The sequence below is a fragment of the Providencia sp. PROV189 genome (assembly GCF_028480065.1).
Lineage (GTDB): Bacteria > Pseudomonadota > Gammaproteobacteria > Enterobacterales > Enterobacteriaceae > Providencia > Providencia stuartii.
This window is the reverse complement of the sequence record NZ_JAMPOG010000003.1, coordinates 24888-38504: the sequence shown is the minus strand read 5'-3', so window position 1 is coordinate 38504 and position 13617 is coordinate 24888. Positions and strand designations below refer to the sequence as shown.

Sequence of the window (13617 nt, the reverse complement as noted above, 5' to 3'; positions counted from 1 at the left end):
CAGCGCATATTTTATTACCTCATCTTTAGCGTTCTGTGCATATTTTTTTGCAATACAGCCTTAACTCATTAAGGCTGTTTTTTTATCCAACTATAGCGTTAATCACAGTTGCCCCCATATCACCAATTCCTCTCCCTCTACTTAATCATCATAAATAACTAAATGAGATATGCCGCCTATTGACGAGCCATATCTTGTCAATACAGTCAGCCGTTTTTATTACCTGCTAATTAAGCCTCTATAGGTTTATTTAAGGCTCACATTTCGCTTTAAACGCATATTTTCGGCTTATATTTTTGGCTATCTTAGATTGTTTCGCTATTATGGGTGAGTTTTGGTTAAATTTATGTTACTATCTATAAGTTGTCTATAAAGTGGAAAATTGAACTAAAGCATCTTTCAGCACAATGGATGCCAATAAAGAAGGAGAACACATGCAGCAGCAACTGCTAGACTGGGTACGCCAGTTCAACCAAGATTATGCCGAAATTGCTTCACTGTTAATCGTATTAGGCTTAATTCTTGTTGTCGCCTTAATTTTGCATTTTATTCTGCACAAAATTATCCTTCCTCGGATAGAGAAAAGTGGTCAGAAAAAAGGCAGTGGCTGGCAACGTCAATTAACCCAGTTTAATCTATTTAATCGCATTGCGTTTGTTATCCAAGGTGTTGTCGTCAACATCCAAGCCGTTCTATGGCTTCATTCAGGCTCTACCGCACAACAGATATTAAGTGTTGCTTCACAGGCTTGGTGCTTACTGTTTGGGTTACTTACGTTTTTCTCTATTCTCGATATTTTGCTTAGCGTATTACAGCGCGCCGCAAAAACAGCTCACCTGCCGTTACGTGGGATCTTCCAAAGCGTAAAACTTATCGCATCCGTACTCATTGCAATTATGATCATTGCACTGCTAATCGGAAAATCCCCTCTGATCCTACTCAGTGGATTAGGTGCAATGACGGCGGTCATGATGTTGGTCTTTAAAGACCCAATCATGGGGTTAGTCGCAGGGATCCAACTCTCTGCAAACAATATGGTTAACATTGGCGATTGGCTTGAAATGCCTAAATATGGCGCCGATGGTGCTGTCACCGACATTGGTTTAACAACCGTTAAAGTGCGTAACTGGGATAACACTGTTACAACTATTCCAACTTATGCCTTGATTTCAGACTCATTCAAAAACTGGAAAGGGATGACTGAATCAGGGGGGCGTCGTATTAAACGTAGTATTCGCCTAGATACCACGAGTATCCATTTTCTTGACCAAGAGCAGATTGACTCTTTAGTTAAGGCGAATCTTTTAGAGCCCTACATTGGTGATAAAATTTCTGAAATTAAAGTCTTTAACTCGTCTATTCCCGAAGATAGAGTGACACCACTTAACCAGCGTAGGCTAACCAATATTGGTACTTTCCGTGCCTATGTTGAAGCTTATTTGAAGGCACATCCTAAAATCCATAAAAATATGACAATTATGGTAAGGCAGCTTGAATCTGACTCAAATGGGTTACCTATTGAAATTTATGCCTTTACCAATACCACTGTTTGGGTTGAGTATGAAGGGATCCAATCTGATATCTTTGACCATATTTTCTCCATTCTGCCACAGTTTGAACTGCGCGTTCACCAGTCACCAACAGGCACAGATATGCGAGCTATCGGTCAAACAGTCACTGGATCTAATACCCAACAGTGATTAATTAAGTTAATTTATGGTATTACAACTTAGGTAGTAGTTTTTAAGAGGGGGAACCCCCTCTTTTCCTCTATTTCTCTCACCTCTCTATATAAGTAGTCACATAACGATAGATAATTTAAATGCGACTATCCCCTCTAGATAATAGAAAAAATCCTTTAAAAATTAATGTGATAATAATTAATTTCCTCTAATTTATCAGGGATATTGTTGATGTAGGTCATGTTGCTGATGAGTGACTTTTTTTAACATATAAAACAAGAAAGTGATGTCGAACTTTACATATAGGCAATGTCAATGCATAAAACAAATAAAAATACTCATTTTGGAGAGCTGAGTCGGAGGGAGTTTATTCAAACCTCTGCAACGGTTGCTACCGCTGCTGCTGTTGCAGGCTCAATCACTCTTCCTTTTACCGCTCAAGCAAAAACACCAGAGATCATGCCTGATGAAGTCAACGAGAAAATCAGTTACAGCGCTTGCTTAGTTAACTGTGGTAGCCGTTGTCCACTCAAAGTCCATGTTAAAGATGGTGTTATCAGCCGTATTTCTAACGAAACCATGTACGACGACTCAACTTTGGGCGAACACCAAATTCGTCCATGTTTACGTGGTCGCTCTGTACGTTGGAAAACCTATAACCCAGATCGTTTGAAATACCCAATGGTACGTGTTGGTAAACGTGGCGAAGGTAAGTTCAAGAAAATCAGTTGGGATGAAGCGACTACTATCATTGCAGAAAAACTAAAATACACTATTGATAAATATGGTAGTGATGCCATTTATTATCAGTATGGTACGGGTTCGACAGGGGCGAATTTACATGGTCGTGCGGCCTGTAAACGTTTATTAAGCCTAACCGGTGGTTTTCTCGGTGACTACGGCACCTATTCCTATGCTCAATTAATGGAAATCACACCGTATGTATACGGTAGCGTTGAAGAATCGCTCCTATCTGAGATCCAAAACTCTGACTTAGTCGTGATGTTTGGTCATAACCTTGCCGAAACGCGTATGTCTGGTGGCGGTCAATTTTATGAAACATTGAACGCACTTGAGAAAAGTAAAGCTAAAGTCATCATTATTGACCCTCGTCGCACTGACAGCGTGACGACGCTAGGCGCAGAATGGATCCCAATCTATCCTGGTACGGATGCCGCGCTGGTTGCTGCATTGGGTTATGTGATGATCCAAGAAGGCCTAACTGATGAAGCGTTTTTGAAAAACTATTGTGTCGGTTGGGATGAGAGCACACTCCCTGCTTCAGCGCCACGTAATGGCTCCTACAAAGATTATATTTTAGGAAATGGCCCTGATGGCATTGCGAAAACACCTGAATGGGCAAGTAAGCTAACAGGTATTTCTGTTTCGCGGATCATTCAACTGGCTCGTGAAATTGGTAACGCAAATCATGCTTGGATTTCACAAGGTTGGGGTCTACAGCGTACTGAGAATGGCGAACAGGCTTGCCGCTCCATTATGATGCTACCTATTATGTCAGGCAACATCGGTCGTCCAGGTACTAACACTGGCCTATGGGGTAATAGCATTGCTTATCCTGTTGCCGGATTTAGTTTACCAAACCCTGTCAAAGCAACGCTGCCATCCTTTATGTGGACAGAAGCGATCGTGCGCGGCAAAGAGTTAACCGCAGAAAATGGCGGTATCAAAGGTGCAGATAAGCTAAACAACGATATTAAGTTCATGTGGTGTTACTCCAGTAATGTTATTGGTAACCAGCACGCTGACTTGAATAAAACACATGAAATTCTATCTGACGAGTCAAAATGTGAATTTATCTTAGTTTGGGATAATCATAATACTCCATCGGCTAAATACGCTGATTTACTGTTGCCAGATGTTACTCCTGTTGAAACCAACGATCTGATCAACAACTCTTACGCAAGTGGCGCATATCATTATCTGGTGCGTTTACAAAATGCTATCGAGCCATTGTGGGAAAATCGCCCTAACTATGATGTATTGGCCGAAATTGCAGAAAAAATGGGTGTAAAAGAGCAGTTTACTGAAGGTCGCACTTATGAAGAGTGGATTGAGTATTGCTACAATAAAACCCGTGAAACTATGCCTCATCTACCTGAATTTAGTGAAACAGATGGTGCAGGCATTATTGACCGTCGATTTGCTGATACGTCAAAACACATTGCCCTAAAAGATTTCCGTGATGACCCGATTGCGAATCCACTGAAAACGCCATCAGGTAAGATTGAAATCTATTCTGAGCAGTTAGCAGAGCGCGTTAAAAACTGGGAGCTCCCTGAGGGTCAACGTATTCCTGCCATCCCTGAGTACTGTGCAAACAAAGAAGGTGTTGAGCAGCAACGTAATCAACAGACTTACCCTCTGTTAATGACCGGTTTCCACGACAAAGGTCACGTCCATTCAAGCTATTTTAATGTTGAAATGTTACGTGAAGCGATCCCTCATCAATTCTGGCTTAACCCAATCGACGCGCAAGAGCGTGGTTTAAGCAATGGTGATATTGCAGAAATTTTCAACGACCGTGGTCGCATTCAGATTAGAGTTAAAGTGACTGAGCGCGTATTACCGGGGGTTATTGCCGTTCCACAAGGCGCATGGCGCACTTTGGATCAAGCAGGATTAGATACAGGAGGCTGTATCAATACCCTCACCTCACAAGTTCCTTCACCACTAGCGAAAGGAACACCACAACATACTAATCTTGTTGAAGTGAAACGCGCTTAAGGAGTTAATTGATGAAACAGTATGGCTTTTATTTTGACTCCACAAAATGTACTGGCTGTAAAACGTGTCAAGTCAGTTGTAAGGACGAAAAAGATCTCGATTTAGGCCCTAAATTCCGCCGTGTATACGAATTTGGTGGTGGTAGTTGGCAAAAACAAGATGGTATTTGGCAGCAAAATGTCTATAGCTACTATTTATCTATCTCTTGTAACCATTGCTCTAATCCAACCTGTGTGGAAGGTTGCCCAACAGGGGCGATGCACAAACGTGCCGAAGATGGTCTTGTCGTTGTTGACCAAACCGTTTGTGTCGGTTGTCGTTACTGCGAATTACGCTGCCCATACGGTGCGCCGCAATATGACGAGAAGAAAAAACTGATGAGCAAATGTGATGGCTGCTACGAGCGCGTTGCTAAAGGTATGAAACCCGTTTGCGTTGAGTCATGCCCACAACGTGCATTGGACTTTGATGATATCAATGTCCTACGTGAGCTTCACGGTACAGAGTGTGGTATTGCGCCTATGCCAGACCCTAGCCTTACCAATCCAAACATCGTTATTAAACCACATAAAGATGCCAAACCTTCTGGCGATAAAAGTGGTGAACTAAAAAACCCTGCGGAGGTGTAAAATGCATGAATTACCACTAGTCTTTTTCACCGTGTTGGGGCAGTCTGCTGCTGGGCTATTTTTATTAGCTTATTTAAGTAAAAAAATAGGTTCAATTGATGAAAAGCAACTGAAAAATGCCAATATCCTCGCCTTTGTTGTGATGATTATTGGATTAGGTATTGGTGGCCTACATGTGGGCCAACCACTGCGCTTTTTCAATATGTTGCTAGGTGTTGGTCGCTCACCGATGAGTAACGAAGCCTTTTTAAGTGGTGTCTTCGTCACTTTTGCCGCTGCAACCTTGTTTTTTACACTCTTTTATAAACAAGCATTGCTACGTGAATTAGCGAATATTGCCGCGGTTATTTCAGGTGTGGCGTTTGTTTGGTCAATTCCACAGGTTTATAACATTGCTTCAATCGCAAACTGGAATACGGGCTATACTACGCTGCAAATGTGGATGACCATGTTAGTTGGCGGTGGTGCTTTAGCAATAGCTATTGGCGCTCGTGGATTAGGGATCGCCTCTTTCCTTATCGGTGCGTTGGTTATTTTCGCTAGCCGTGCGGGGTATCAAGCGTTCTTATCCGAAACCGGTCCAGCATTGAGCGCTGAGCAAACTGGCTTTTGGGGTTTCCAAGTCGTTGTCTTAGTTATTGCTTTGGCAGGATTTATCGGTATGGCATTAAAACAACGTGCACCAAAAGCGACATTAGCGACATGTGCGGGTGCTGTTTTACTGGCTGAACTTGCAGGACGTATTGCCTTTTATAACTTATGGCAAATCACCATGTAGTTCCACGAGTATCAATTTAATAATCACGTTAAGAGCCTGCGAATGTAGGCTCTTTTTTTAATTAGCGTATAAACACAAAAGTAATAATTAAAGCCACCAGCATCACTGCGACCTTCTCAATACAGTATTCCATTTTAAGGCAATTTTCTGCATTAAAAAATCACACATTACCGCAACTAGCGCGATAATAAATGTCCCCCCTATAATATAAGCGAAGAGGATATCCGCTACTATAATTTCAATTATTAGCCCCTCTATTTGATGGCTGCGTGGTAGAAGTTCTATGAACCAAAGGAGTATAGAAAAAAGGCCTGGGATCAAAAAGTACAATAAGTAGCGGTGAAAATGATTCAAACTTTTTTTGAGATAAAAGTAAAATACAGGTATTAGAAAGAGCCAATAACCGAGTAAATATAAACTCATTGATTTGTAGTACGCTAGCAATAGCAGATAAGCATTTGCCCCTTCTCTATAAAAAGGAAAAAATAGCTGCTGTACAGCTTGAAGATAATAACAAATTATACCAAAACAAAGTGATAGACATGATATCAACGCATTATGGTTATTAGAAGGCATTAGAGAGGTCCTTTTCACCTGTTTAAAATAACCTTAGTAATAAATCTTTTAATAAAGCGAAAGAATGCAGCAATACATTCGCCTTTTTTCTCACAATAATCAATAAGTGATACCACTAAATCTTCTTCATTTTATCAACAGGGGTTTGCAGTGTTTCCATTCACGGCAAACCTAGCCACCCCAGCGTTTAGAAACTACCTAAAAAGCGGAATTTGGTTGCTGTAAAAAGGCAATTTCCTCTTTAGTAGAAGGACGCCCCAATATCTGGTTTCGATGTGGATAACGACCAAAACGATCAATAATCGCCTTATGTTGCATTTCATAATTTAGCGTATTGTCATCCCCTAAGCCACGAAATAGCTCAACCGCTTGCTGATGAATAAAGCTTGATTCAGAGTGCATAAACGGCATTAAAATAAATTTGCGTTGAGATAGTGGCAGCAAATTATAATCTGCTTGTTTTATCGCTTCTTGAGCCAATACCAGTGCCATTTGGTCTTGGGCAAAAGCTTTCGGTGTATCACGCCACACATTGCGAGAGAACTGATCTAAAACGATAATCTCAGCTAAGCGCCCACGAATAGAAATACGCCAATAAGCTAACTCTCCTTTTGCTGCACGCTCTAGTGTTCCGCCGAAACGCTGCATAATAAGAGCATCAAACTTTTCATTTTTTTCAAACCACTGTTTTGAGGTTGACTCCTCAAACCAAAATGTTAAAACGTTTTCCATGGTATTCATAATCGTTATAAGCCTAAATTTGTTAGTGATAAGTTATTTTTTATCGTAAATAAAACCTTATAGTATTGTTATGAGCTACTTCTTAAAACTGCAATCTTCAGATAAATATTTTGTATTTTTGCGAAGCGCTTCCAAAATCAGCGAGTAATAGTGCATATAAATTAATCATCAAGGATAGATAGTCCATTAAAAATCTGATAAAAAATAATCAGATCCCATGTGTTAACTTATTCTGATAGGTATTATTAATAATCCAATAATCTTGAGACTAAAGGAATGTTACTAGACACCGTTTATCCCCCTTATGAATAACGTATTCATCGCGGCATTGTTACACGCTCAATGATTTTTTACTTCACTGATACGCTTCTCACTATTAATACAACCAATATGGGTTATCTAGACAATGTTTTGAGGAGAACATAAGTAAGTCTACTTTTGCCACTTAAACTATTTGACTTAATATTAAATAAATTTATTTCTCCTTTTCCCTCTATTTATTTTTCTTTTTAATATTTATTTTTGTTGCATAGAATTTTTTCACAGTTAATTTCTGTTAATTTACAAGTGAAATCGAAATCAAATCATCATTAATTGATTTTTTATTTATTTTTTATAAATGATTTGAACAAAAAATATATATCCTAAATAATATTCCCTAGATATACATCCTCTCATCATTAGGAATTTATAATGGAAAATAAATACAGTCTAAATAAGACATTACCAATCGGTATTAATGAGACAGGTTTTCGTGAAGAATTCGATAGTATGGGGAAAATAAATGTTCCTGCCGACCGTTATTGGGGAGCACAAACTCAGCGTTCATTACAGCATTTTAATATTGGCAACGATTTAATGCCAAAAGAAGTGTATCACGCTTATGGTTATATCAAAAAAGCTTGTGCGTTAGTTAACTGTGCTGCTAACCGACTTCCTGAGTGGAAAAAAGAGGCGATTGTTATCGCTGCGGATGAAACTATTAATGGTCAATTGGATGAGCATTATCCTCTTTATGTTTGGCAGACTGGCTCTGGCACACAATCGAATATGAATGTGAACGAAGTTATTTCCAATCGTGCAATTCAGTTGCTTGGTGGAACGTTGGGAAGTCAATCGCCCATAGGGCCAAATGATGATGTCAATATGGGGCAGTCATCTAATGATACCTTCCCAACCGCGATGCATATTGCTGCCATTTTTGCACTTGATGAGCAATTAATCCCAAGTATTGAAAGTTTAATTGATGTTATTGAGAAAAAAGCCAGCACTTGGATGAATGTAGTGAAAATTGGCCGTACTCATCTGGAAGATGCCGTGCCTTTAACTGTTGGTCAAGAGTGGTATGGTTGGGCAGGTCAACTCAGAGATGCTCTCGAAGATATTAAACGTAGTAAATTAGATCTTTATAAGCTCGCGGTTGGCGGCACCGCTGTTGGTACAGGTCTCAATGCACCAGCCGGTTTTTCAAAAGATGTTGCCGATAAAATAGCTGAGTTGACTCAAAAACCCTTTATTACTGCACCCAATAAATTTACTGCGCAAGGCTCTCTGGATGCGTTAGTTCGCACACACGCATCTATTCGTGGATTAGCTGTTGCACTCATTAAGATCGCCAACGACATGCGCTGGTTAGCTTCGGGTCCTCGCTGTGGCTTTAGTGAGTTAATTTTACCTTCTAATGAACCAGGCTCTTCAATCATGCCAGGTAAGGTTAACCCAACTCAATGCGAAGCAATTGTGATGATAGGTATTCAAGTGATGGGCAATGATACTGCAATCGCCATGTCAGGCAGCCAAGGTAACTTTGAATTAAATGCGATGCGCCCTGTTATTATCAATAACTTGCTACATTCAATTCGTATTTTAGCTGATGGTTGCCATAAATTTAGAGAGTTTTCTGTTGAAGGTACGCAATTAAATACCGCTAAAATCACTGAGTATGTCGATAACAGTGTGATGTTAGTTACCGCTTTGTCACCTATTATTGGTTATCAAAATGCGGCGCATATTGCAGAAAATGCCATAGCCAAAAATATCACTTTAAAAGAATCCGCTATCGCTTCAGGAAAAATAAGTGAAGAAGACTTTAATAAATATGTGAATCCAATCGATATGACTGGCAATGGTTTATCGGGTGCTTAACCCATCTTTTTATGATGATTAAAATAGCAATACCACAGTAAGCAAAACAAGATACCCCCTTGAAATAACATTATTATATATTTCAGGGGGAATAGCATAAGTGATATATTACCACCTAGTGACATTAAAATTTAGCTTAACCGGATTTTGGCTTAGACCTATTATTTTCGCTGAGTTCACCCACAAAAAATACAACTGTGTGGCGTAATTTTGGAATAATCCACCCTTTACACTATTCGCCCTTCGCTGACGTCTAGTCAATGTACACCACTGTTCTATAATAGAAGCAATATGTATTATGATAGTTTGATCAAGCATTATATTCACTATGCTGTCGCGGCCGATACACCTATACACGTTAGCTAATTCGCTGTAGAACCAAATTGTTAAAAATAAAATACGTTCGATTTAACCCTTTTTACGGTTGCCATTCCAATAATTTTATTGATTTGCTATTTAATGCCAATTTAAAATGATTTTTCACGCAATTACATACATTTGATAAATGCAATGGTAAGATCCGCGTAAACCCAATTAATGCTCGTTTATATCAACATTTATCGGGTTAACAATTGTCATTGCATTATTTAGATCATCAACAGTCAATTCAGCCACCACACTGTGGCATGGTATTAACCCAATACTCGTTGGAGGAGCGGCTCGAAATGGCAGGACATATGGTACTCATTGGCTGGGCATTATGGGTAAGTCCTTGTGGCACAGATGCCTGTGATGCATTGCCTGTGACTGAGACCATTTTTACACAAGATCAGTGTATCACCCGTAAATCTTATCTCGAATCAAAGCGCCCTAACCTCTATTTTATGTGTGGTGAAGTCTATCGCGATAGCGAAGAAATCAAAAAAGACGATAAGCACAGTGTGCCCGCCCCTAACCCACCATTGCGTGCACTCCCTGAACGTATTTCGCGATAATGGTTATTTAAACGGGAGCAAGTAAACACTTGCTCCAGAGTGAACTAGTCATTTATTTCTGCAATTACGCTATCTGCATCAATATAATCACCCTTATTGACAATATATTTCAGCGTACCGGCACGGTGAGCGATCACCTGTACTTCCATTTTCATCGCTTCCATGACACCAATAACCTCTCCTTGAGCAACCGTGTCGCCTTCTTCAACTAACCAACTAAACAGTACGCCTGAAATAGGGGCATTCACTTGCTGATCTTGTGCGACCGCTTGATGATTCGTTATTGAAGCCTGCTCTGTCGATGGCATCGCTAACCCAGCTAACCATTGTGTCGGTAAACCAAGCTCACAGCGCTTCCCATCGATTTCAATAAAGGTACGCGTTATTTGTGGGTTATTTTGTGGTAATTGCCGTTTTGCTGGTGCAATCTCAACAGAAAATTCAGTTTCAATCCAGCGAGTATGCACATTAAACCTTTCACAAAAGTCAGCATGCTCCATCACCGCGCGATGGAAAGGCAGTACGGATGCCACGCCTTCAATCGAAAATTCGCCTAAAGCACGGCGAGCGCGCTGGATAGCTTGTTCGCGTGTATTGCCAATGACAATCAGTTTTGCCATTAAAGAATCAAACGTACTTGGGATAGTCGCCCCTGCCACAACACCACTGTCTAAACGGATACCCGGGCCGGATGGGGGATCAAATTTAAGGATAACCCCCGGTGTGGGTAAAAAACCATTTCCTGCATCTTCTGCGTTAATACGAAACTCAAAAGCATGCCCTCGTGGTTTAGGGGTTTCGCGGATACTTAATGGTAAACCTTGTGCTATCCGTAATTGCTCAATGACTAAGTCAATCCCCGCAGTCTCTTCGGTAATAGGGTGCTCAACTTGTAAACGCGTATTCACCTCAAGAAATGACAATTTGCCATCTTGGCTTAACAAAAATTCGACGGTTCCCGCCCCCACATAATTGGCGTGACTACAAATATCGACAGACGCTTTAATCACTTGTTGTTGTAATTGTTCTGATAAAAATGGCGCTGGTGACTCCTCCACTAATTTTTGATTTCGTCGTTGTAAAGAACAATCACGCGTTCCCACGACAACCACGTTGCCAAATTTATCCGCAATAACTTGCGCTTCAATATGCCGAGGATTATGTAAAAACTGCTCTAGGAAACACTCGCCTCGCCCAAAAGCCGCTGTCGCCTCTCGTACCGCAGAGTGATATAGCTCCTCTACCTCTTCCATGTGCCATGCTACCTTTAAGCCTCGACCGCCACCGCCATAGGCCGCTTTAATCGCAATCGGCAAACCATTGGTATGGGCAAATTCAACGACTTCTTTGGCCTCTTTGACGGGCTCTTTGGTTCCTGCCACTAAAGGTGCGCCGACCTGCATTGCAATTTGACGAGCTTTGACTTTATCACCCAATATGTCTATGGTTTCAGGTTCTGGGCCAACCCAAATCAAGCCCAACCCTTGTACCGCACGAGCAAACTCTGCACGTTCTGATAGAAAACCATAACCAGGGTGTACCATGGTTGCCCCTGATTTTTTCGCTACCTCAAGTAATTTATCCATATCCAGATAGCTTTCGGCGGGTGTACTTCCCGATAATCCATATGCTTCATCCGCCATCTGAACATGCAATGCGTTAATATCAGGATCCGCGTAAACCGCGACTGAATCGAAGCCAATATCCCGACACGCACGAATAATGCGAACTGCTATTTCGCCACGGTTTGCGATCAATACTTTATGTTTAGTTTGATTATTCATTGTAGGCATAAGTATCCCGACTCCCTTCATATTCTTTAAATACCCCGATTGGGTTAAATTGTATTTGGGCATTAACGGGTAGCTGCCCCGCTAAATCCAAGTGATATTCACATACCGCACCAATAACCGGATAACCTCCAGTTAACGGATGGTCATTCAAAAATAAGACCGGTTGTCCATTCGCAGGGATTTGAATTGCCCCAATACACGTCCCCTCACTGGGTAACTCTTGATGTATTGCACGCTCAATAGCCGCATCGCCCGCCAAGCGTAACCCGATACGATTGGATGCTGCCGTAACCTGCCATAATTGTGACGTTAACCGTTGTACCGCCTGTGGAGTAAACCAATCAGTTCGAGGCCCTAAAATGATATCTAGCACCACCACATCACTCGTACTTGGGTAGTTAAATGCAGGTTGTTCATCAAGTGAAATAGCCGTTGGTTGTTTAAGTGATTTAACCGCTAATGTCTGCCCTACCGTTAATGGTGCAGGCCCTACCTGTGCTAATGTGTCAAAAGAACAGCTACCAAGAACAGGCGTACTTTGGATGCCACCGCGTATCGCAAAATAGCTACGCACGCCTTTTGTTGCCGTTCCTAAGCGAATAATATCCCCCGAGGCTAAATGAATCGCTTGATATTGCTGTGCGCAATAGGTAACACCTTCGGCTGTCGTAATTTCGATATCACAACATGCCCCTGTGACTGCTACCAATAACGGTTTATTTGCCTGTGCTTTAAAACCCCCTTGAGTAATTTCCAACACTGCTTCATGGATTGCATTTCCTACCAACCGATTTGCGCTTCGTAGCGCGCCTTTATCCATAGCTCCGGATTCAGAAATTCCCAATGCAGCCTGCCCTATTCGCCCAATATCCTGTAATAACGTTTGTAATCCTGTGGCAAGGACAGTGATATCACTACGTTGGCTATCCTTATGATGCTCAACTGTTGGCTGAGGTAGGCTATAGGTGATCCCCGTTTTCGCAGCATCAACAAAATTGACACGATACCCCGGTTTTAACAGTGCAGGCTCTGTGCGATGTAAATCCCATACAGCCGTTGGTGTAACGCCAATTAATTGCCATCCCCCTGGACTTGCTTGAGGATAGACGCTACTGAACTCGCCAGCTAAAGCAACAGAGCCAGCCGGAATTCGGATCCGTGGTGATGGCCGACGTGGTACATTTAATTGGGCATTTTTTGCAACCATATAAGCAAACCCTGGAGCAAAGCCACAAAAAGCCACTTGGTATTCATTGTTAGTGTGTCTTCTTATTACTTCATCAATTGACACCCCTAGGTGTTCAGCAACATCAGCAAGATCTTCACCGTTATAGTGAACAGGGATAGTCACCAACTGGCCTAATTTAAGATCCGCCTTCGAAATATCTAACCTTTCAATTTCATCAATGATGATATTGGCATTCGTAATAACAGGATTAAAGCGAACTAAAACGGTTCTTGCTGCTGGTGTAATTTCTTCAATCGCAAGCTGACGTGACATGTTACGCAGCACATCCGTCAGAGCCATTGTCTCTTCAAGACTTTGTAGCTCAATCATAAAAGTGCTTAAATTGACAGGTAAAAATCGCATTA

9 protein-coding genes are annotated in these 13617 nt (G+C 41.3%); 6 read left to right on the top strand and 3 right to left on the bottom strand.

The features are described 5' to 3' along the window. The first annotated feature begins 434 nt into the window (after window positions 1–434). From PR833_RS01495 to PR833_RS01480, 4 genes are all read left to right on the top strand, one after another. Complete coding sequence (locus PR833_RS01495) at window positions 435–1700, top strand: mechanosensitive ion channel family protein (protein ID WP_014656205.1); 1266 nt, start codon at window positions 435–437, stop codon at window positions 1698–1700. A gap of 297 nt (window positions 1701–1997) precedes the next feature. Continuing rightward, window positions 1998–4427, top strand: a complete 2430-nt coding sequence (locus PR833_RS01490) for a DMSO/selenate family reductase complex A subunit (protein ID WP_004920940.1) — start codon at window positions 1998–2000, stop codon at window positions 4425–4427. An 11-nt stretch (window positions 4428–4438) separates the two neighbouring features. Then, entirely contained in the window at window positions 4439–5056 is a 618-nt protein-coding gene (locus PR833_RS01485; RefSeq protein WP_014656207.1) for a DMSO/selenate family reductase complex B subunit, read from the top strand. A gap of 1 nt (window position 5057) precedes the next feature. Continuing rightward, a complete protein-coding gene (locus PR833_RS01480; RefSeq protein WP_004920946.1) occupies window positions 5058–5834 on the top strand; it encodes a dimethyl sulfoxide reductase anchor subunit family protein in 777 nt (258 codons plus the stop codon). A gap of 774 nt (window positions 5835–6608) precedes the next feature. On the opposite strand, the gene PR833_RS01475 is transcribed toward PR833_RS01480, so the two are convergent. Further along, complete coding sequence (locus PR833_RS01475; RefSeq protein ID WP_004920950.1) at window positions 6609–7151, bottom strand: DUF924 family protein; 543 nt, start codon at window positions 7149–7151, stop codon at window positions 6609–6611. A 693-nt stretch (window positions 7152–7844) separates the two neighbouring features. Between PR833_RS01475 and fumC the strand changes: the two genes are divergently transcribed. Together fumC and PR833_RS01465 are read left to right on the top strand one after the other, a co-directional pair. Next, window positions 7845–9296: a class II fumarate hydratase gene (fumC, locus tag PR833_RS01470; RefSeq protein ID WP_004920952.1), complete on the top strand. Its 1452-nt coding sequence runs from the start codon at window positions 7845–7847 to the stop codon at window positions 9294–9296. Window positions 9297–9961: 665 nt separating this feature from the next. Beyond that, a complete protein-coding gene (locus PR833_RS01465; RefSeq protein WP_014656212.1) occupies window positions 9962–10231 on the top strand; it encodes a hypothetical protein in 270 nt (89 codons plus the stop codon). A gap of 44 nt (window positions 10232–10275) precedes the next feature. On the opposite strand, the gene PR833_RS01460 is transcribed toward PR833_RS01465, so the two are convergent. Then, window positions 10276–12015 (bottom strand): acetyl/propionyl/methylcrotonyl-CoA carboxylase subunit alpha, encoded by a 1740-nt coding sequence (locus tag PR833_RS01460; protein WP_004920957.1) that lies wholly within the window; start codon window positions 12013–12015, stop codon window positions 10276–10278. Further along, window positions 12008–13615, bottom strand: a complete 1608-nt coding sequence (locus PR833_RS01455) for a 5-oxoprolinase/urea amidolyase family protein (protein ID WP_088499213.1) — start codon at window positions 13613–13615, stop codon at window positions 12008–12010. The genes PR833_RS01460 and PR833_RS01455 overlap by 8 nt, the downstream gene beginning before the upstream one ends. Window positions 13616–13617: the final 2 nt, after the last annotated feature.